Source organism: Devosia sp. LjRoot3, assembly GCF_964252865.1.
GTDB lineage: Bacteria > Pseudomonadota > Alphaproteobacteria > Rhizobiales > Devosiaceae > Devosia.
In genome coordinates this window covers 226149-246573 of the sequence record NZ_CAXUPK020000001.1, presented here as the reverse complement: position 1 = coordinate 246573, position 20425 = coordinate 226149, and the positions used below count along the sequence as shown (strand labels likewise).

The window sequence follows — 20425 nt, the reverse complement described above, 5'->3', positions numbered from 1 at the left end:
CCGCCCGACCGCGACGCAGTCAGAATCGCGCCATGCGCTTCGTTCTCGCCGCTATCGCCGCCCTTGCCCTCGCCATGCCAGCCATGGCCCAGGCCATCTGGGGCTATTATGAAAACGCACGCTACGCCTATGGCATCGACATCCCGCCCGGTTTCGAAGGCCAGGGCGAAAGCACCAATGGCGATGGCCAGGTTTTTCTCTTCGATGGCCGCGTTGCTCGCCTGACGGTCTGGGGCGGCTATTTCGTCACCGAGCCGGATTTTGAATCCGAGGCCCATGCCCGCCTTGCCGAAGATACCGGCGCCGGCTGGGGCCTCACCGCGCAGTCAACCACACCCACCTGGGCCATCTGGTCGGCGACCAGATCTGGCCGTGTGCTGCACCAGCGCATGATTGCGCTTTGCGATGGCCAGAGCTACGCCGCGCTCCGGCTCGACTATGCTCAGTCAGACCGGCCAAAACTCGATCCTCTGGTCGATCAGCTGACCGCCTCGCTGGTTGCGATCTGCTGAGCACAATGCTCTGCATGGGCGACGATGCGCCGTGCGACTTCCTCCGGCGGCAGGTCGGTGGTTTCAAGATCGATCCGGTGAGGATGGTCTACAGCCAATAGCGGCCGCATCTTGCGCACATGGGCGGCGCCCGCCGCATCGGTCATTTTCAGCCGCTCTTCGCGCTCGGCCGAAGGGATGCGGACGGCATGGGCGGCCGCCGAGGCCGACAGAAACACCGGCACGAAAACACTGCCCCGCCGCGCCGAGGTCGCTACCACCTCGTCATAAATCAGACGATCCAGCGGATCGTCCTCCATCAGGGCATTGGTGAGCACAAAACTCGCATCGGCCGAAGCGATCTCGGCCATTGCCGTCAGCGCCTGGCGCCGGATGGTCATGATCAGGTCCCAGGCGCCGTCAGGAATCTTTGTCCTTCCGTCCTCGCGGATCAGCGAGAAGATGACGTTATTGGCCAGGTGATTGTCGAACAGCCGCGCGCCGGTCGTCGCGGCAATCCGCCTGGCGACCGTGAGCTTGCCCACGCCATAGTGGCCGATGAGATAGATGATCGTGTTGTGCATGCCGTTCCCGCCTCAATAGTCCGGTTGCGGCAGTTCCTCAGGCCATGGATAGCCCAAGTTGATCGATTGCACGCGCACATCGAGCGTTTCCAGCAGCGGCTCTGACGACGGTACTGTCACTTCGCCGGAGACGGGGGTCACATCCACGTCCTCAGAATAGTCGTCCGTCGGCGCAAAGCGGATCCAGAAGCCGCAGCCGGCCTCGGGATTGGCCAGCGCGCCCGTTTCGAACACGGCGCCGCCGCCATAGTCCCACCAGAAGCCGCCAATGGTGAAAGGCTCGCCATTGATGGCCTCCACTTCCTTGACGCTCATGCCGATCTTGATGCCGGTCGGGGTTTCCTGGCTCGGCGCCAATTCGAGAGAACTGAGATATTCGAGCTTTTCCTCGTCCCACCAGCTGAACTGCATTACGCGGTCGGGTTCGTCGGGAAAGACAGTCGTCGCCATGAACTCGATGCCTTCGACACCATAGACCATGCCCGTCTCGACATTGTCTTCGCCAAAGGTTTCCCGCACCAGCGCATCCGAACTCTTCGGCCCAAAAACACCATCGCAGGTCACAGCCACTGGCGCGGCCGGCGCTGTTTTCGCCTTGTCCTTGGCCACGGCGGGCACGGCAACAAGCGCAAGGCTCAGGGCAAGCAGCGAAATGCGGGCGATCATGAAACGTCCTCCTCAAGCTGCGGCATTCTGGCCGAGCTTGCGCGTGCCGACAATTGGCGACTCGCGCTATGAACCGGGGCTGAAGGAGTTTTTCCATGAAACCGATCAAGTTCGACCGTGAAGAGACCAAGGCCATTGTCGGCGAGATTCAGGACTATTTTCGCCTGGAGCTGGATCAGTCCATTGGCGCCATTCCGGCCGAAATGCTGATGCAGTTCTTCGCCGACAAGATGGGCGCCTATTACTACAATCGCGGCCTTTATGACGCGCAGGCGTTGATCCGCAAGCAGGTGGAAAGCCTCTCCGACGAGATCTTTGCGCTGGAGCAACCCACCAAGCATCTGCGCTAGGGGCGTGCTTGACGACGTGGCCGGGCAAACCCTACTCAGATAATCAGCTTATCTGGGGCCGGCCATGCTCTATCCCTATGCCGTCATCATCCACCTTCTATGTGCCACCGCCTTTATCGGCGTGGTGTTCTTCGAGGTATTTATTCTCGAGGGCATGCGCCCCCATCTGGGCCATGCCACAATGGAGGCGGTCGAAACCAGCCTCGTGCGCCGCGCCCGCCAGATCATGCCATGGGTGGTGGGGACGCTGTTCCTCAGCGGCTTCTACCTAGGCTACGAGCAGTTTTCGTCCTCGGGCCTTCACTGGAACAATTCCTTTTCGGTGCTCCTGGCCATCAAGATTGCGCTGGCCCTCAGCGTCCTCGTCCACTTCATCACTGCCATGCGCGCAGCCTCAACCGGCTGCATGACCTCCGAGCGGTTCCGGCTCACCCATATCAGCGTCTTCATCCACATGGTGCTGATCGTGATACTCGCCAAATCCATGTTCTATTTCGCCTGGTAGCTCAGCGAAATTCTTGGGGCTTGGCACGCCGCGGCAATGCTATGAGGAGCCCCGGAATCATCTGCTCTTGCTGGAGGAAGCCTTGGGCTTCAACTTTGCCACGCTGGCACCAATCGGCCTGCTGATCGCGTCCAATGTCTTCATGACCTTTGCCTGGTATGGGCATCTCAAGTTCCCGAGCGCCACGCTCTGGACCGTCGTGCTCATCAGCTGGGGCATTGCCTTCTTCGAATACTGGCTCGCCGTCCCCGCCAATCGCATCGGCTATGGCGTCTATTCGGGCGCCGAGCTCAAGACCATTCAGGAGGTCATTTCCCTCTCGGTCTTCGTGCTCTTTGCCGTCTTCTATTTGGGCGAAAAGTTCACCTGGAACCATGGCATCGGCTTTGCGCTCATCGCACTCGGCGCCTTCTTCATCTTCAAGGGGCCGCTAAAGTAGCGGCCCCTCCTGCCTGGGATCAGTGCTGGCTGCCCGAGCCACCAACGGCGACGATATTGTAGGGTGCGCCATCGACCGCGATTTCACCCGCGAGGGCAAAATCAGCCACGTCCACGATATGCACCACACCCTTCAGCGGATCGGTCACGGCAACCTTGTCGCCCGCCACCGCAATGCGCGGCCGCGGCAGGCTCCATTCGCCATCCATGGAATAAGGCTCGGTCACCTTGACCGACTGCACCAGTTCCCCACTCACCACATCGAGTTGCCGCAAAAAACCGTCCTCGGTGAAAATGTAGGCAAACTTCGGCCGCACGGAATCGGCGACGAAATGCACGCGCCGCGTCGGCAGGTCGACGAGACGATAGGGCGCGGCCTCGGCGGGATCGATGATCACCACCTTGTCGGCTCCATAATTGCCGAGGAAATACTGCATCCCCTTGCCGCCGATGAGCGTCGTGGTCTTGCCCTCCGGCAGACCGGTATAGTCGAGCTTGGTCACCTGCGGTTCGCCAGAGCCTGAAACAATCAGCACGCCATCGCCGCAACCAACGATGAGCAGATTACCCGAGGCAGCCTCGCCATGAAGATCGGGGCAGGCATGGGTCTCGCCCACCAGATTGCCTGCAGCGTCGATCACATTGAGCCCGATACGCGGCTTCTTCTCGTCTTCGGCATTGGCGGTCGAAACCAGCGTGAAATCACCCCACGGCACGGCAAGCCCGTGATGCGGCGTGCCGCTGTTGAGCTGGGTGGCAGTGACCTTGCCCTCATCCGCCCATTCATGCGGGCTGAAGAGATCGACCTTGCCCGAGCCATCAAAGAACAGCGCGACCTTGCCATCATGCTCGACGAAATGCGCCGGCTTTTGGCCTTCGACTATGGCGTCGACCAGGGTCGGTTCGGAGACCTCGATATCGCCGTGATCACCATGATCATCCACGGCAATACCCGAGCGAATGGCCGAAACCTGATTGCCCGCGCCCTGCACGGCAAACACCGCCTCGCCCGATTCACTGGCAACGAGCGAAGCGGGACTTTTCAGGGCAAAGCTGCCCAGAACATCGCCGCTGACGGCATCGAGGGCCGTCACCTTGCCCTGCGCATGATCACTGACGAACAGCCGCCACGCGGTGACATCATCGGCCAGGGCCGGCACGGTCAGCGCCGTGGCAAGAAGAAGAGACGTAAGGATATGACGCATAGTTACTCCGATATGTTAGAACGTTACGTTGAAAGGCGAAAATTCGGGCGAGCAAAGGCACTCCCCGTCAAAGGGCAGCGTCCATTCCGGGTCGCTAAGAGGCCTTCAAACCCACCGCGTCATTCCCGCGAAAGCGGGAATCTCTGTTTTGGCGTTGGGAGCTTCCCGCTTTCGCGGGAACCGTCCTACCCCAGGCAGTCCACCAGCCCCACCGCGATGCCACGCAGCAGATCGCCATAAAGCCCCGGCCCTTCGGTCAGCGCACTTCCCTCGGGATCAAGCACCCCGGCCTTGGCCTCGGTGCCCTCCACGATGGTGCTGACAATAGCAGGCTCGAAATTGGGCTCGGCAAACACGCAGGTGGCGCCCAGTTCGCTCACCTTCTTGCGCAGTTCATCGACCCGCGCCGCGCCCGGCATGGCCTCAGGCGAAACGGTGATCGTCCCCGCCACTTCAAGCCCAAAGCGGCTCTCGAAGTACTGGTAGGCATCGTGGAAGACGATGAAAGGCTTGTCCTTGACCCCGTCCAGCGTCCTCGAAATCTCATTTTCGAGCGCACCCAGCGCTTCGATTTCGACCTCGGCATTGGCCTGATAGGTCGCCTCGTTCTCTGGATCGGCCTTGCTCAACACCTGGGCAATGTTCGCCACCATCAGCTTGGCATTTTCCGGATCGAGCCAGAAATGCATGTCGCCTTCTTCGTGTTCATGCGCGTGGTCGCCACCATGATCATCATGGCTGTGCCCTTCGTGAGCATGGTCCTCATCGCCATGCGAATGCGCCTCGAATGCCCCGCCCTCGCGCATGGGCAGCAGCTCAATCCCCTCCGATTCCGCCAGCTCCACCGTCTGCGCCTTGGTCGACAGCGTCTCCAGCGCATCGGCAAGGAACAGTTCCATGCCATGCCCGGTCCAGAACACGATATCGGCATTTTCGAGCGCCGAGGCATCCGAAGGCCGCAGCGAATAGGTGTGTGGGGAGGCCGCGCCCTTGACGATCAGGCTGGGTTCACCCACCCCGGCCATCACAGCGGCAACCAATGAATGCACAGGCTTTGTCGAGGCCACCACATTGGGCGCCGCCATGGCCGTACCAGTCAGCAAAAGGCCTGCGAGTGTGGCAAAGGGGATCAGCCGGTTCATGTAAGGCACCTCTTGTCTGCTCCATATCGCGAACGATATGTTATGTTATTACGCTTGCGGCAGTGTTATGCTATAACGTAAATGACAGCGTCAAGTGCACTTGTGGAAACATTCATGGACATGCGCATGAAGGGCGAAACGCTCATCACGCTCACCAATGCCGGGGTTCGCAGTGGCGGCCGCGTCCTCGTCGAGGGCGTAGACCTCTCCATCGCGCGCGGCGAAATCGTCACGCTCATCGGCCCCAATGGCTCGGGAAAATCGACCACCGCCAAAATGGCGACGGGTGTCCTGAAGCCCTCGACCGGTACGGTATCGAGAAAACCCGGCCTCAAGATCGGCTATGTGCCGCAAAAGCTCAGCATCGACTGGACGCTCCCGCTAACGGTCGAGCGCCTGATGACCCTGACTGGCCGTTTCTCCCGCCCCGAAATCGAATCTGCCCTCGCCGCCGTCGGCGCCGGCCGCCTGCTGCACGCCGCCGTGCAGGAGCTTTCTGGTGGCGAATTCCAGCGCGTGCTCTTCGCCCGCGCCATGATCCGCAAACCCGATCTCCTCGTCCTCGACGAGCCGGTACAGGGCGTCGATTTCTCCGGCGAAGTGGCGCTTTACGAACTGGTTCGCAGCATCCGCGACACGACCCAGGCCGGCATCTTGATGATCAGCCACGACCTTCACGTTGTCATGGCCGAAACCGACACCGTCATCTGCCTCAACGGCCACGTCTGCTGCCGCGGCACCCCCGCCGCCGTCAAGCGCAGCCCGGAATATCTCGCCCTGTTCGGCGCCCGCGCCGCCGAAACACTGGCGATCTACGAACACCATCACGACCACGAACACCACGACGACGGGTGCGTGGTCGGCCAACATGGCGAGCACGAGCACCCCCACGGGCATGTGCATCACGATCACTCGGAGCACGACCATGCTCGGTGATTTCTTCTCCCGCGCGCTCGTTGCCGGCATCGGCCTTGCCGCCGTCACCGGCCCGCTCGGCTGTTTCGTCGTCTGGCGCCGCATGGCCTATTTTGGCGACACGATGGCCCATTCGGCTCTGCTCGGCGTCGCCATTTCGATTCTGCTCTCGATCAACATGACCCTTGGCGTCTTCGCCGTCGCCGCCCTCGTCGCCGGTGCGCTGCTCCTCCTACAACGCCAGAACACGCTCTCCACCGACGCCCTCCTCGGCATCCTCAGCCACTCCTCCCTCGCCGTCGGCCTCGTGCTTGTGGGCTTTCTCACGCAGGTCCGCATCGACCTCATGGGCTTCCTCTTCGGCGACATCCTCGCCGTCTCGATGGAGGACATTTACATCATCTATGGCGGCGGTATTGCCATCCTGGCCATCCTCGCGCTCAACTGGCGCCCGCTCCTCGCCGCCACGGTCAGCCCCGAACTCGCCGAGGCCGAGGGCCTGAAACCCGAAGTCAGCCGTATCCTCCTCATGCTGCTCATGGCCTCGGTCATCGCCATTGCCATGAAACTCGTCGGCGTCCTCCTGATCACCTCGCTCCTGATCATTCCCGCCGCCACCGCCCGCCGCCTCAGCGCCACGCCTGAAATCATGGCGCTCGTCGCAGCAGTTCTCGGTGCAGCATCGGTTGTCGCCGGCTTGTACGGTTCGCTCACCTGGGATACCGCTTCAGGACCGTCCATTGTCGTCGCGGCGCTGCTGATCTTCCTCGTCTCGCTCACGGTACCGACCGCAAGATTGTTCGGCAGGAGAGAAAGCCATGGCGCATAGTCACGACATTCCGACGGACCTCACCCGCAATCAGGAACTGGTGCTGGGCACGCTGACGGCCTCGATGGGCCCACTCAGCGCCTATGACATTTTGGACAAGCTGCGTGGCGATGGCCTGCGCGCCCCACTGCAGGTCTATCGCGCGCTCGACAAGCTCGTGGACCGGGGCCTCGCCCATCGGCTTGAATCGCTCAACGCCTTCGTCGCCTGCGCCGACATGCATTGCCATCGCAAGGGCCTCATCGCCTTCGCCATCTGCGAAAGCTGCGGCAAGGTCGATGAATTCGCCGATGAAGTGATCGAAGAGCGGCTGGGCACCTGGGCCCGCAATGGCGGCTTCAAGGTGGAACGCACCACCATGGAAATCCGCGGCCGCTGCGCGGATTGCCTCAAAAAGGCGGCCTGAGTTAGGCCGCCTCTCCAAACGTCAGAAACCGCACGGCGGCAGCGCCATATTCGCGCTCGTCATCGAGCGTAAAGCCTTCTGGCACCGTCACCGGCACATCGACGCTCTCTTCCCAGACCAGCGTTGCGCCGGGTTTCAGCCAGCCATTGCCGGCCAGTTCAGCCAGCGCCTTCTCGCCAAGACCCTGCCCATAGGGCGGATCGAGAAAAACAAGATCGAACTGCCCGAACGTGCCCGGCGTCCCCAGCCCCGTCGCATCACGACGCAGCAGCTTGGTAATGCCCGCCACGCCAAAAGCCTGGATGTGATCACGGATCAGCCCGCGCGATTCCGCACCGACATCGACAAAGGTGACATGGGACGCGCCGCGCGACAGGGCTTCGAGCCCCAGCGCCCCGGTGCCGGCAAAAAGGTCAAGCACGCGCTTGCCCTCCAGCACCGGCCCGAGCCGTGACCCCAATATATTGAACATGCTTTCGCGCACGCGGTCTGCCGTCGGGCGAATGGAATCGTCCGACGGCGAATTGAGCTGCTTGCCGCGAAACTTACCGGCGACAATCCGCATGGCTTAGCCGCGCGGCTTGCGCGGGCCGGAAGGACGACCGCCGCCGCTCGGCTTGCCACCAAATGGCTTGCCGCCCTCTGGGCGTCCGCCGGGACGTCCACCCGTCGGGCGCGCACCACCGGGACGTCCGCCTTCGGGCCGACCGCCGGGGCGGCCAGCTTCAGGTCGGCCACCGGGGCGACCGCCCTGCGGGCGGCCCTGACCCGGGCGATCATCGCGGCGCTGTGGCCGGCTATCGTCAAAAGCACGCTGCGGACGATCCGAACGGGGCCCACGCGCGGGCTTGTCACCGAACGGACGCGAGGGACGGTCGCCGCGGTCCGGGCGATCACCGAAGCTACGGCCGGGCTTGTCGCCAAACGAACGTGCCGGGCGCTCGCCGCCACGGGCCGGACGATCGCCGAAGCTGCGGCCCGGCTTGTCGCCAAACGGGCGTGCGGGACGCTCACCACCACCACGAGATGGACGGTCACCAAAACCACGACCGGGCTTGTCGCCGAATGGACGATCACCACCGCGCGCCGGACGATCGCCGAAGCTACGCGCTGGCTTGTCACCAAAGCCGCGCTGCGGGCGCTCGCCACCACCACGACGGTCATCATCGCGACGCGGCGGACGATCGTTAAAGCTGCGGGCTGGACGCTCATCGCCATCCGGACGACGGCTGCGCTGCGGCCGTTCACCGAACGATTTGTCACCATAGGGCTTGCGATCGCCATAGGGCTTCTTGTCGCCAAAAGACGGGCGCTCGCCGTAAGGCTTCTTGTCGCCATACGGCTTCTTGTCCCCGTAGGGCTTCTTGTCACCAAACGATTTGCGGTCACCCGCCGGGCGATCGGCACGATCCGGCCGCGGCGCCCGGATCGGCGGACGGCCATAGTTGCTCGCCGGCTGGTCGTCAGCGTCAACGCGCGCACGCGCCGGACGGCCCGGACCCTTGGGTTCATATTCTTCCGGCGCGCGGCCATCGTCGTCAAAATGAATGCGGCGCGGCCGCACCGGGCGATCATCGTCGCGGAACGAGCGGCGGTCATCGGACCCACCGCGAGAATCAAAGCGCCCGCCACCGGCCGCGGCGCCGCGAGGCGAGCGGCCACGCGGCGATTCGCTGCTGGGCCGTGGGGGCGGGAACAGACCTTCGGGCATATCGCTGTCGAAATCGACATTGGCCGCCTCGGCCAGCTTCTTGCCAAGCTGGTCCTTGAGCATCTTGGCCTTCACCACCTCGATCTGACCTTCCTTGAGGTCGCCGAGCTGGAACGGACCATAGGAAACGCGGATCAGGCGGTTCACTTCAAGACCCAGCGCCCCGAGCACATTCTTGACTTCGCGGTTCTTGCCTTCGCGCAGACCCACAACGATCCAGACATTGTGCCCCTGCTCGCGTTCGAGCGTGGCTTCGATGGGGCCATAATTGATCCCCTCGACGGTGATGCCGTCCTTGAGCGCGTCGAGCTGCGCCTGGGTCACAAAGCCATAGGCACGCACGCGATAGCGGCGCAGCCAGCCGGTGGAGGGCAATTCAAGCACGCGCTTGAGCCCGCCATCATTGGTGAGGAGCAGCAGGCCCTCGGTATTGATATCGAGACGGCCCACGGTAACGACGCGCGGCAGACCCTGCTCTTCGAGAGCTTCAAAGATGGTCGGGCGACCCTCCGGGTCCTTCTCGGTCACCACCAACCCGGCGGGCTTGTGGTAGAGCCAGATGCGGGTGCCCTGGCGCTCGGCCAGCGGCTGTCCGTCTACCGTGATCTTGTCGCGGCTCGTGACGTTGAAGGCCGGGGTAATGACCTTCTTGCCATTGACCATGACGCGGCCGGCGGCAATCCAGCCTTCGGCATCGCGGCGGGAGCAGAGGCCGGCGCGGGCCATGACCTTGGCGAGACGATCAGCGGTTTCGGGTTTTGGTGTGTCGCTCATGCGAACAGGACTTCCATGTCATGCGGGACCCATTTTGGGCGGCGCGGAGAAAGCGAAAGGCGGCCGGATCATCCGGCCGCCAAACAGGGTCAGCTCCAGTAGATCTGGTACTACTGGTTGGTAACTTCGTTCGTGGTCAGCTTGGCGCTGGCGCCACCGCTCAGCATCGTGCTGCTCGGGCCTTGCGCTCGCAGCGCACGGCGCACTTCCTCGGGGCAACGCGCATCGCTGAGCGGAACGAGCTCGCCGCTGGCGGCCCGGCAAACGAGATCAGCACTACCCACGCGGGTAAAATATTCATCTGGTGGCAGATAGAGCGGGCGACCGGCGGTTCCCGTCACCTGCATGCCGGCGGCGCTCATGCGAGCGGTCAGCGCGCGGGCTTCTTCGGGCGTCAAAGGACGGCCAGAGAGCGAACGCAGGTCGACAACCTTGGCATTGCGCAGGCGCTGGATATCGGCCTCGCTAAGATTGGAGGTATCGATCTGCACGGTATTGCTGTCAGCCGGCAGCTGCGCCGCAGCGACCTGCGTGCTCGGTGCCGGCAGATTGTTGCCCGATCGCGGCAGCACCAGCGGCGCGCGTGCTGCGGTCAAATCTTCCTTCGGCGCTTCGCCAGGGATAAGACCGACACCGCGCGCGGTCGTGTTCAACACGTCGCGTTCAAAGGTGCCGAAATCGGTCAGCGCATTGGTGCCTTCGACCGTGGTGCAGGCGCCCAGGGCCAAAGTCGCCGCCAAGGCCAGCCCTGCCAGCACTGCACGCGCCGCGGCCGAAATACGGCCATTGTGGCCGGTCAATCCAATACGCATGAAACGTCCCTTACGATAATGGCGGCGCTTATAGCGCATTTGAGGCCCTAAGGCCAGATTTGGGCAGCACAATGGTGCGCGAGCCTCAATCGGCCGGCTTTGCCTTGCTTTTCCCGAAGCCAACAAGATCGATCAGCAACAGGATCACCCCCAGCGTGATCGCCATATCGGCGATATTGAAGATGTAGAATGACCAGCTTCCCCAATGAAAATGGAAGAAGTCGGCGACTGCGCCAAAAATCAGCCGGTCGAGAGCATTGGAGAGTGCTCCGCCGATGGCAAAGGCCAGACCCAGCCGCACCAGCGGCGCATCGGCTCGCCACCACCAGAGCGAAAGCCCGATGATCGCCACCATCATGATCGCGCCCAAGGTCCACACCGGCAGGCCATCGAGCAGGCCGTACGAAATCCCGGTATTCCAAACGAGCACATAGTCGAAGAACGAGGTCACCGGCACGATTTCGCCACCCCGCCACCCGGTCATCGAAAACGGGACGTAGTTGGTGAAGATCTCGACGCAGTTCGCCTGCCCGATGCCATAGCATTCGGCCGCGATATGATAACCCTTTTGCGCGCGGTCGAGCCCAAAGGCGAGCACGGCCGCGACAAGCGAGGTGTAAATGGCGGGCGAAGCTGCCCTCGTGACGGCCACCGGGTTAGAGCCCGGCCGCCGCACGCTCACGCAGCGCCTGGGCGTCGCGCAAGGTCACGTCAGGATATTCGGGATCGGATCCGACTTCGGGCAGCACCTTCCACGAACGGGCGCAGCGGCTGCCTTCGGCCAGAGCCGGCTCCACGGAAACACCCGGCACATCGTCAAGCTTGAACGCTTCGGCCGGGCCTTCGCCCTGCGACACGGCAATCGCCGAGGTGATGGCGATCTCGGCAAGGTCCTGCCCTTCGAGCGCCTCGATATAGCGCGCGTCCGAGACAAAAACCTTCGGCGCCGCTTCCAGCGACGAGCCGATGCGCTTCTCACGACGCTCGATTTCGAGCGCCCCGGTCACGACGCGCCGCACGCCGCGGATGAGCTGCCACTTGTCGGCGAGATCGTCATCAAGCCACTCCGCCGGAATATCCGGGAAGAGCCGCAGGTGCACAGACTCGTTCTCGCCCGGATGCCGTTCCAGCCAGCACTCTTCCATGGTGAAAACCAGGATCGGCGCCAGCCAGGCGGTCAAGGCGTTGAACAGGTGGTCGAGCACGGTCAGCGCCGAGCGGCGTTTTGCCGACGAGATCGGATCGCAATAGAGCGTGTCCTTGCGGATGTCGAAATAGAACGCCGAAAGCTCGATGTTCATGAAATTCGACAAGAGCGAGACGACCTTGCGGTAGTCATATTCCTTATAGGCCGAGCGCACGCCGGCATCGAGCTGCGCCAGGCGGTGCAGCATCAGGCGTTCCAGCTCAGGCATATCGCGGAAATCTACGACATCGTCAGCCTTGAAGTGGGCAAGATTGCCGAGGAGCCAACGCAGCGTGTTACGCAGCTTGCGATAGGCGTCGACGGTCGTCTGGATGATCTCCTTGCCCAGCCGCAGGTCTTCCGAATAGTCGGACGACGCCACCCACAGGCGCAGGATATCGGCGCCGTACTGCTTGATGATGTCCTGCGGGGCAACGGTATTGCCCAGGGACTTGCTCATCTTCTTGCCTTCGCCATCCATGGTGAAACCATGGGTGAGAACGCTGTCATAGGGCGCATAGCCATTGGTCGCGCAGCTTTCGAGCAGCGACGAATGGAACCAGCCGCGATGCTGATCCGAGCCTTCGAGATACATCGAGGCCGGGAATTTCAGATGCGGCCACTTCTGCTTGTTGCGCAGCACGAAGGCATGGGTCGAGCCGGAATCGAACCAGACGTCGAGAACGTCTGATACCATCTCGTAGTCACCGGCCTTGTAGCCCTCGCCAAGATAGCGCTCGGCAGCACCCGGCTTGTACCAGGCGTCGGCGCCCTCTTCCTCAAAGCTCTGGGCAATGCGGTGATTGACCAGTTCATCGCGAAGGATTTCGCCGCTTTCCTTGTGCACGAAAACCGTGATCGGCACGCCCCAGGCGCGCTGGCGGCTCAACACCCAGTCGGGACGATCAGCGATCATGGCGCGCAACCGGTTCTGCCCGGCAGCAGGGTAGAACTTTGTCGCATCGATCGCGTTGAGCGCCCGGTGACGCAGCGTATCGCCCTCCACACCCTCAATGGCCTTGTCCATATAGACAAACCATTGCGGCGTGTTGCGATAGATCACCGGCTTCTTGGAGCGCCAGGAATGCGGATATTGATGCTTCACGCGGCCGCGAGCGATGATATTGCCGTGCTCGGCCAGCGCCGCGATGACGCGATTGTTCGCATCGCCCTTCTTGCCATTATCGTCGATGACGCGCGCGCCATCAAAACCCGGTGCTTCGGAGGTGTAGAAGCCGTCGTCGCCCACGACATAGGGGATGGACGGATCGATGCCGCGATCCTGCAGCAGGCGCGTCGAATCCATCCAGATCCCAAAGTCATCGAGACCATGGCCCGGCGCGGTATGCACAAAGCCGGTACCGGCATCGTCGGTAACATGTTCACCATCGAGCAGCGGCACATCAAAATTGTAGCCATCGGCAAGACCGCGCAGCGGATGGGCCGCAGTGATGGCGTTGAGGTCATCGGCCGAAACCACGGCGCGCTTTTCAAAGCCGGCAACCTTGGCCTTGGCGAAAACCTCAGCGGCCAGCTTGTCGGCGATGATGTACTTCTCGCCAACCTTGGCCCAGTTCTCAGCCGGCGCGTCAGTCACCTCGTAGACGCCATAGTCGACGCGGTTCGAAAAGCTGATGGCGCGGTTGGCTGGGATCGTCCACGGGGTCGTGGTCCAGATGACCACTGAGGCGCCGAGATGCGGCCCCTTGGTCACCGGGAACTTCACCCAGATCGTGTCGCTCTCATAATCGGCATATTCGATTTCAGCCTCGGCCAGCGCCGTGCGCTCAACCACCGACCACATCACGGGCTTGGACCCACGATAAAGCTGCCCACTCATGGACACCTTCATCAGCTCGCGCGCGATCTGCGCTTCGGCGTCAAAGCTCATGGTGAGATAGGGATTGTCCCATTCACCAAGGATGCCCAGGCGCTTGAATTCCTCGCGCTGGATATCGACCCAGCTTTCGGCAAAGGCGCGGCATTCCTGGCGGAATTCGACCACCGGAACCTCGTTCTTGTCCTTGCCCTTGGCGCGGTACTGCTCTTCGATCTTCCATTCGATGGGCAGGCCGTGACAATCCCAGCCGGGGATATAGGCAGCGTTGTGGCCAAGCATCTGCATGGACCGGGAGACCAGGTCCTTCAGCGTCTTGTTCAGCGCATGGCCGATATGGATATTGCCATTGGCATAGGGCGGGCCGTCATGCAGCGTAAACAGCGGCCGATCCTTGGCCTGCTCGCGCTGACGCTCGTAAATATCCATGTCCTGCCAGCGCTTGAGCCAGATCGGCTCGCGATCGGGCAGGCCCGCGCGCATCGGAAACTCGGTTTCGGGCAGGAAGAGCGTGGCCGAATAGTCTTTTTCGGTCGCGCTTGCAGCGGTATCGGTCATGGAACGGCAATCGGTTTTGGAAGATTGGGCCGCCTTTTAGCAAGTGAGGGCAAAGGGGGCAAAGGTTGATTTTGCCACGCCATCCACGGCGAGGGCCATCGGCAACGCCGCACCGCGCATTGCAGCCTATTGAATGAGCGGCAGGATCCGTCCGCGCGCAATGGCGCCGGCATCGCCGAAAAGGTCCGGACGCAGTTTTTCCGCCGCCGCCGCGTCGCCCCCGCCGATTTCATAGGCTTCCATGATCGTGGCGCTGATTTCGTCCGCGTCCCTCGTTCCGGAATTGACGATCCGCACGGGTGCCAGCTCGGCCGCGCGCCGCGCGTGGAAGAGATGTTCGAGATGCTGGGGAAAGGCGACCTGCCCGATCCCCATGCCCAGCCCCATGCAAAGCGTGCCGTGCTGGCCGGAATGGAGCAGCAGGCGCGACCGCCGGTTGATCTCTGCAAAGGGAACCGGCCGCGTCTCCACGGTCACGCCGGCTTCGACAAAAAGCTCCCTGATATTGGCCGTGGCCCCGGGTATGAAGGCGCGCATGGGCAGGTCGAGGCCGATGAGCGCGTCGACGAGCGCGTGATTTTCGGTCTCGCTGGTCGAGAAGTAAAAGAAGATCTCGTCGCCGCTGCCATCGGGACGGGGCAGCCTTTCATTGAGCGGCGGCAGCAGCGGCGCCTGGCGCCAGTCCCGATAGGGGTCGAGGCCGGCAATGGTGCGCGGCATTGCCGTGCTTTGGGCATAGATGTCGGACAGTCTCGCCAGCGGCCGGCCGCCAAAATAGGCCAGTGCCATGTTGACCGCCCGCAGCAGTTCGTCCTCGGCAAAAACCCGCTCGGAATATTCGGGCAGGAGAATGGGAAAGCTGTCGAGCCCGGCAGGCGGCACCGAATAGCCCGTGCCCACCGCAACAGATGGAATTCCGGCGATCTGCGCCGCCAATTGCGCACAGGGCGCGAAGTCGGCGATGAGCAGCCGGCTCTTTCGCGCCTTGATGGTCTCCAACCACCATTTGATCTGGGCGATCAGGAATTGCGGATTCCAGAAATTGAGATCGCCGAGAAAATCCCCCCAGGTCGCAACATGCGGATTGCCCGCCGCCTCGCGCCGCGCGCGATTGGTCGAAAGCCGGGCGCCCTGAAATACGGTGTCGCAATGGGGCTCCAGCTCCTTTGCATGCTCCATGCGGCAGAGCGCAGCGTCACAGATGGCATCGGCCCCAAGGGCCTCGGCAATGTCCCTGAGGGTCATCACGTGCCCCCGCCCGGCCCCACCTTCCCAGGCCAGAAGAACACGCTGCCGATTGGTCTCAACCGGCATGGCAGGCGTCGCGGAACAGGCCGATCGTCAGGGTCCATCGTCGGCGATGGGACAGGGCAACGAAGCAAACGGGCATACGAAATTCCCCTGATCGGGACAGTGCCAAAGAAAAAGTGATCGAGATGGCACCAACCCTCTGGATTGACCGAGATTTTTTACTGGCTCATGCTGGGGCCAGCATCGAACACATGTTCGATGGGGACACGCGCCCGGTGCGCGATGTGGGCCAGGCGATGGGACGCTTCGAGGATATCCTCGGTACGATCCGGCAGGCGGCAGAGGACGACACGTCCTGGCCGGATATGTTGATGCGCCTCGCCGACTACCTGGGCAGCGTCGAGGCAACCCTTGGCGGCGGCGCCCCCGGTTCGCTCCCACAGATGCTGTCGCCTAGAACCAGCCCCACCGAAATCGAGCGCTATTTCACTACGTTCCACGACCGCAATGCGCTGATGCGCGACATGATGGGGCATGCCCCCGGCGCAATCGTGGTCGACGAGTCCCTGTCCCAGTTTGCCGATTTTCAGCGCGATGCCTTCTACAACGAATGGTGCGTGCCCCAGCGCTACAACCGCGCCTTCGGAGTGCGGCTTGCCACCAGCACCGGCTGGCATGGCGCTCTCATGGTCAATGCGTCGCGCGCCATCGAATCCGACCAGATCGCCCGCTTCGAGGCCATTCTCCCAACGCTGACCCGCGCACTCGAGATCAACAAGCTCGTCGGCCAGTTCAGCGGCATGGCGCGCTCCAGCCTCGATGTGCTCGAACTAGCCGGACAAGGCGCCATTCTGCTCGATGCCCGCGGCATCCTGCTCGACTGCAATGAGAGCGCCAGACAGCTCTTCGAGGACGGCCGGCTGCGCCAGCGCCACGGCCGTATCTCCTGCGACGACCCGGTGACAAACCGGCAACTGGCGCGCCTCATCGCGGTCTGCCTGCAAGCGCCCGACCACACCTCCGGCGGTCGCATGCAGATCGCGACACCCGAGGGCACATTGGGCGTCCATTGCGCGCCCTATCCCGGCGGTCTGCTCTATCCCGCCGGGCGTCGGCCCGCGGTCATCATCATTATTTCCGACCCGCAGAGCCGCCTGCGTCGCCGGTTCGCGCGATTGCAGCAGCGCTACGGACTGACCGCGGCCGAGATGGCACTGGCGCTGGCCCTGGTCGAAACCGGCAGCCGCAAAGCCGCCGCCGACCAGCGCGGCGTCTCCGACGCCACCGCGCGTGCCCAATTGACCAGCATTTTCGACAAAACCGGCGTCCGCAAGCAGACCGACCTCATGCGCCTGCTCCTGGCCGAGGACTAGAGCCCCGCACCCGCTGGCTGTCACCCCGGCGAAGGCCGGGGCCCATCCTGAGATCTCGATAGCTGGCAATCGAGTGGGTGAGTGTGCCGAATGAAGCGCGAAATGCGCTAGCCGAAAAAGCCCAGCTTCTCGTCCAGCGCCCCAATCGGCCGCGCTTCGGCGATCATGGCGCGCGCCTTGCGACTATCGCGATCCATGGCCGCAATGAGATCATCAAGCCCCTTGAACACTTCCTGCCCGCGGATATGGCCGATCAGCGCCACCGAAATGGTCTGCCCATAAATATCCGCGTCGAAATCGAAGAGATGCGTCTCAAAGGGCGGGCGCTGATTGTCGAACATGGGCTTGCCATAGGCAGCCACCCCGTCGAGCAGCTTTCCGCCGACCTTGGCCCGCACGGCATAGACACCCTGCGCGAGCTGAAAGCCCGTCTGGGTCATCGTATTGGCCGTGGGATAGCCCAGTTCGCGCCCGCGCTGATCGCCCTTGACCACGCAGCCTTCAAAAAACCAGTGATAGCCTAGGAGCCGATTTGCCGCCGTCACCGCGCCTTCGGACAGCGCCGCGCGAATACGCGAGGACGAAATGACCTCGTCGCCCTCATCCACCAGATCCAGCGTTTCCACCGCAAAGCCAAGCTCGGCGCCTTTTTCGCGCAGAAAGCTCGGCGTGCCGCGCCGCTGCCGGCCGAAATGGAAATCGGAGCCGATGATAACGCCCTTTACCCCGAGCGCCCCGACGAGGAAATCGGCGACAAACCGTTCCGCCTCGATCTGCGAAAACGCCGTATCAAAAGGCAGGATAATGATCCCATCAAGCCCCAGAGCCTCGGCCATGGTCGCCTTGGCATCGCCCAGCGTCAGACGGAAGATGAAGGGCGTCGGCGCAAAGACGTCGCGCGGATGCGGCTCGAAAGTCAGGACCAGCGCCGGTACGCCCGCGGCATGCGCCCGTTCGCGCAGTTCAGCAATGACGCGCTGGTGGCCCCGATGCATACCGTCGAAATTGCCGATGGCGATATAGGCCCCCCTGAGCGCCGCGGGGAGCTCCGAAAAACCGGAAAGACGCACGAAATCGCTCAATTCAGGACGCCCAGGCAAGACGCGGCAGGAAACCGGCGACATGCGCCCGGCTCGGCGCGATCAGGTCGGCAATCGCCTGCGGATCGGGCTTGCCGAAAGCGTCGAGCTCAGCCGCATGGATCGAACCGGTGATGAACAGAAGATCGATGCCAAACTGCGCTGCGCCCGTCGCATCGGTGCGCACGCTGTCGCCAATGGCGAGCACCCGGCTCTTGTCGAGAGTCTTGCCCGCGGCCAGTTCGCCAAGGCGGAACGCCTCTTCATAGATCGGCTGATAGGGCTTTCCTGCCATCAGCACCATGCCGCCCATGGCGGCATAAAGATCGCCCAGCGCGCCGCCGCAATAAATGATCTGGTCGCCATGCTCGACCACCCGGTCAGGATTGGCGCAAATCATCGGCAGTTTTCGCGAAAGCCAGAACTTGGCGCGTTCGCGATACATTTCGGGGGTGTCGTCGTCGGTGTCGAGATCCGTCACCACCACCACTTCGGCCTCTTCAGGCCCGGTGCGCTTGAGGTCGAACCCGTCGTAAAGCGCATCGTCCTCGGTTGCCGGGCCGACGTGGTGAATAGCTCGTCCCCGATATTTCGAAATCATCGTCCGCGTCGCGTCCCCGGAGGAGACGATGGCATCATAGGCCTCGCGCGGCACGTTGAGCCGATCGAGCATGGCAACGATGGGCGGGGACGGCCGCGGCGCATTGGTAATCAGCACCACCTTGCCACCGGCACGGCGATAGTTCACCAGCGCTTCGACGGCCTCGGGAAAGGCCGAGACGCCATTGTGGATGACGCCCCAGACGTCGCTCAGCACCGCATCATAGCGCCCCGCGAGATCGGCAAGGCCGGAAATGATGGGCAGAGGCGCGGCTGCGGACATGGGTCAGTTCCCGTCTAAAAATGTCTCAGGCTGCTATGTGGCAGTTCGGTCCGGGCGATCAAGCCCGAAACCGATGGAACTGCTGATTTCAGAGCTCGGCGCGACGGCGCGCGGCCTCCGGGCGCTGCGGGGCCGGCGGCGCCACAGTGCGGGTCGGCTCGAGCAGCAGGTCAGGACGCACAGGGCCGGCCGGAGCAACGTGATTGCCCTGCACCAGCGTAATCTCATTGTCCAGGAGCTCGACGATCTGGCGCTCGTCGGTCACCCCGGTGGCGAGCAGGGTGATGTCGAAGCGCCCCACATAGCTGGCAATGTCGGAGAGGTGGAAGTCGGTATAGGTCTCGGACGAATTGATCAGCCGGCCGGCGCCGACCCGGATCGTGCGCACGCCGAGTTCAGACAAATCGGCAAAATTGAGCCGCAGCGAGGAAGTGTCGGAGAGCGAGAAGCCTGCCCCGCGCCGCTGGATCGCCTGCAGCGCCGTGCGCGCCGTCTGCATCAGTTCCTGAAATTCGACTTCGGCAATGGTGAAGATCAGGCCGGTGGCAATGACGCGGTTGGCATCGAGAATGGCCAGCAACTGCTCGACCGCGGCGCTATCGCGCAAAGTCGCACTGGAGAGCGGAATGTAGAGCGAAATCGCCTGACCGCCGGTACGGGCGCGGCGGGCGATAGCCACGGCCTCGTTGAGCGCAGTGCCATCGATCCGCTGCAGCACGTCCTCCCCGCCATGGCGCGGCAGGAAATCGACCGGCTCGGCCAGGTCGCCATCTTCCAGCATCAGGCGCGGAATGAGGTCATAGCCGGCCGGACGACGCTGCGGCAGGCGCGCGACGGGCTGGATATGATAGACAAGGCGCTGGTTGCCCAGCGCCTGACGGACCATTTCGAGGGGGATGATCGGCTCGATCTCGTCTTGCCGCGGCGGCGCAGCAACGGGCCGCGGCGCTTCGCTGACAAATCGATCGCTGGCGGGAACGGCAGCCGGCGCGGCCCCCTTTTCCTCGATTTCAGCAACGGCCTCAGCCACCTGGCGGATCACCGTGCCCAGCACGGAAATATCGGCCTCGATGGTTTCGAGGCGCTGGCCGGGATTGAGTTCGGAGAGGGCATTGATGCGACGGCCGAGCACGGAGCCGGCCTGCGCGTCGGTTGCCAGAAGTCTGGAGAGATCCTCGATACCGCGTTCGAGGCGTTTTTCCGCACGCAGCCGCAAACGGCGTTCGGTAACCAGGGTGGCAATGCAAGCAACGACCAGCGCAACCAGGATCGCTTCGGCAAGCGTGAACGACAAGGCGAAATAGGTCATTGCGCCAATCGCAAAACCAGCAAGCGCGATAAAGAGATAGACCAGAGCCTGCATAGCGTCCCAGGTTCAGATTGTGGCTAGATTCGACATGCAAGTCATATCATTGCCTCTGCTATGGAAA

General features: G+C 62.8%; 21 protein-coding genes. 8 read left to right on the top strand and 13 right to left on the bottom strand.

The window, feature by feature from the left end:
• Window positions 1-32: 32 nt before the first annotated feature.
• Window positions 33-512 carry a hypothetical protein gene (locus tag ACSQ2A_RS01210; protein ID WP_436070753.1) on the top strand — a complete coding sequence of 160 codons (480 nt, stop codon included), beginning with the start codon at window positions 33-35 and terminating at the stop codon, window positions 510-512.
• On the opposite strand, the gene ACSQ2A_RS01205 is transcribed toward ACSQ2A_RS01210, so the two are convergent.
• Both ACSQ2A_RS01205 and ACSQ2A_RS01200 read right to left on the bottom strand, forming a co-directional pair.
• Complete coding sequence (locus ACSQ2A_RS01205) at window positions 479-1075, bottom strand: hypothetical protein (RefSeq protein ID WP_436070752.1); 597 nt, start codon at window positions 1073-1075, stop codon at window positions 479-481. The genes ACSQ2A_RS01210 and ACSQ2A_RS01205 overlap by 34 nt on opposite strands.
• A gap of 12 nt (window positions 1076-1087) precedes the next feature.
• On the bottom strand, window positions 1088-1741 hold the full coding sequence (locus tag ACSQ2A_RS01200) for a hypothetical protein (protein WP_436070751.1): 654 nt from the start codon (window positions 1739-1741) through the stop codon (window positions 1088-1090).
• Window positions 1742-1836: 95 nt separating this feature from the next.
• On the opposite strand from ACSQ2A_RS01200, the gene ACSQ2A_RS01195 reads away from it, so the two are divergent.
• The 3 genes from ACSQ2A_RS01195 (at window position 1837) to ACSQ2A_RS01185 (ending at window position 3035) form a co-directional block, all read left to right on the top strand.
• Window positions 1837-2091 carry a DUF2164 domain-containing protein gene (locus ACSQ2A_RS01195; RefSeq protein WP_295410692.1) on the top strand — a complete coding sequence of 85 codons (255 nt, stop codon included), beginning with the start codon at window positions 1837-1839 and terminating at the stop codon, window positions 2089-2091.
• Between the two features lie 64 nt (window positions 2092-2155).
• On the top strand, window positions 2156-2596 hold the full coding sequence (locus tag ACSQ2A_RS01190; RefSeq protein ID WP_436070750.1) for a CopD family copper resistance protein: 441 nt from the start codon (window positions 2156-2158) through the stop codon (window positions 2594-2596).
• 82 nt (window positions 2597-2678) lie between these two features.
• Window positions 2679-3035: a DMT family protein gene (locus ACSQ2A_RS01185; RefSeq protein WP_295410689.1), complete on the top strand. Its 357-nt coding sequence runs from the start codon at window positions 2679-2681 to the stop codon at window positions 3033-3035.
• A gap of 19 nt (window positions 3036-3054) precedes the next feature.
• On the opposite strand, the gene aztD is transcribed toward ACSQ2A_RS01185, so the two are convergent.
• Window positions 3055-4239 (bottom strand): zinc metallochaperone AztD, encoded by a 1185-nt coding sequence (gene aztD / locus ACSQ2A_RS01180; RefSeq protein ID WP_436070749.1) that lies wholly within the window; start codon window positions 4237-4239, stop codon window positions 3055-3057.
• Between the two features lie 185 nt (window positions 4240-4424).
• Window positions 4425-5381, bottom strand: coding sequence for a zinc ABC transporter substrate-binding protein (locus ACSQ2A_RS01175; protein ID WP_436070748.1), 957 nt, complete (start codon window positions 5379-5381; stop codon window positions 4425-4427).
• Window positions 5382-5495: 114 nt separating this feature from the next.
• On the opposite strand from ACSQ2A_RS01175, the gene ACSQ2A_RS01170 reads away from it, so the two are divergent.
• From ACSQ2A_RS01170 to ACSQ2A_RS01160, 3 genes are read left to right on the top strand one after another with little or no spacing between them, the layout of a single operon-like run.
• A complete protein-coding gene (locus tag ACSQ2A_RS01170; protein ID WP_436070747.1) occupies window positions 5496-6317 on the top strand; it encodes an ATP-binding cassette domain-containing protein in 822 nt (273 codons plus the stop codon).
• Window positions 6307-7125: a metal ABC transporter permease gene (locus tag ACSQ2A_RS01165; RefSeq protein ID WP_436070746.1), complete on the top strand. Its 819-nt coding sequence runs from the start codon at window positions 6307-6309 to the stop codon at window positions 7123-7125. The genes ACSQ2A_RS01170 and ACSQ2A_RS01165 overlap by 11 nt, the downstream gene beginning before the upstream one ends.
• On the top strand, window positions 7115-7531 hold the full coding sequence (locus ACSQ2A_RS01160; protein WP_436070745.1) for a Fur family transcriptional regulator: 417 nt from the start codon (window positions 7115-7117) through the stop codon (window positions 7529-7531). Before ACSQ2A_RS01165 ends, ACSQ2A_RS01160 begins: the two co-directional genes overlap by 11 nt.
• A 1-nt stretch (window position 7532) precedes the next feature.
• Here ACSQ2A_RS01160 and rsmD read toward each other — a convergent pair whose 3' ends face one another.
• The 6 genes from rsmD to ACSQ2A_RS01130 all read right to left on the bottom strand — a co-directional run bounded on the left by rsmD (window position 7533) and on the right by ACSQ2A_RS01130 (window position 15654).
• Complete coding sequence (gene rsmD / locus ACSQ2A_RS01155) at window positions 7533-8096, bottom strand: 16S rRNA (guanine(966)-N(2))-methyltransferase RsmD (protein WP_295410680.1); 564 nt, start codon at window positions 8094-8096, stop codon at window positions 7533-7535.
• Window positions 8097-8099: 3 nt separating this feature from the next.
• Complete coding sequence (locus ACSQ2A_RS01150) at window positions 8100-10016, bottom strand: pseudouridine synthase (protein ID WP_436070744.1); 1917 nt, start codon at window positions 10014-10016, stop codon at window positions 8100-8102.
• 110 nt (window positions 10017-10126) lie between these two features.
• Window positions 10127-10828, bottom strand: coding sequence for a hypothetical protein (locus tag ACSQ2A_RS01145; protein ID WP_295410676.1), 702 nt, complete (start codon window positions 10826-10828; stop codon window positions 10127-10129).
• Window positions 10829-10913: 85 nt separating this feature from the next.
• Entirely contained in the window at window positions 10914-11480 is a 567-nt protein-coding gene (lspA, locus tag ACSQ2A_RS01140) for a signal peptidase II (protein ID WP_436070743.1), read from the bottom strand.
• Window positions 11481-11484: 4 nt separating this feature from the next.
• Complete coding sequence (gene ileS / locus ACSQ2A_RS01135) at window positions 11485-14409, bottom strand: isoleucine--tRNA ligase (RefSeq protein ID WP_436070742.1); 2925 nt, start codon at window positions 14407-14409, stop codon at window positions 11485-11487.
• A gap of 126 nt (window positions 14410-14535) precedes the next feature.
• The gene (locus ACSQ2A_RS01130; protein WP_436070741.1) at window positions 14536-15654 is read right to left on the bottom strand and encodes a hypothetical protein; all 1119 of its coding nucleotides are present in this window, start codon (window positions 15652-15654) and stop codon (window positions 14536-14538) included.
• 257 nt (window positions 15655-15911) lie between these two features.
• On the opposite strand from ACSQ2A_RS01130, the gene ACSQ2A_RS01125 reads away from it, so the two are divergent.
• The gene (locus tag ACSQ2A_RS01125) at window positions 15912-17033 is read left to right on the top strand and encodes a hypothetical protein (protein ID WP_436070740.1); all 1122 of its coding nucleotides are present in this window, start codon (window positions 15912-15914) and stop codon (window positions 17031-17033) included.
• 107 nt (window positions 17034-17140) lie between these two features.
• On the opposite strand, the gene ACSQ2A_RS01120 is transcribed toward ACSQ2A_RS01125, so the two are convergent.
• From ACSQ2A_RS01120 to ACSQ2A_RS01110, 3 genes are all read right to left on the bottom strand, one after another.
• Window positions 17141-18115 carry a bifunctional riboflavin kinase/FAD synthetase gene (locus ACSQ2A_RS01120; RefSeq protein ID WP_436070739.1) on the bottom strand — a complete coding sequence of 325 codons (975 nt, stop codon included), beginning with the start codon at window positions 18113-18115 and terminating at the stop codon, window positions 17141-17143.
• A 1-nt stretch (window position 18116) separates the two neighbouring features.
• Window positions 18117-18995 (bottom strand): TIGR01459 family HAD-type hydrolase, encoded by an 879-nt coding sequence (locus ACSQ2A_RS01115; protein WP_436070738.1) that lies wholly within the window; start codon window positions 18993-18995, stop codon window positions 18117-18119.
• An 88-nt stretch (window positions 18996-19083) separates the two neighbouring features.
• A complete protein-coding gene (locus ACSQ2A_RS01110; protein WP_436070737.1) occupies window positions 19084-20358 on the bottom strand; it encodes an EAL domain-containing protein in 1275 nt (424 codons plus the stop codon).
• Window positions 20359-20425 lie beyond the last annotated feature (67 nt).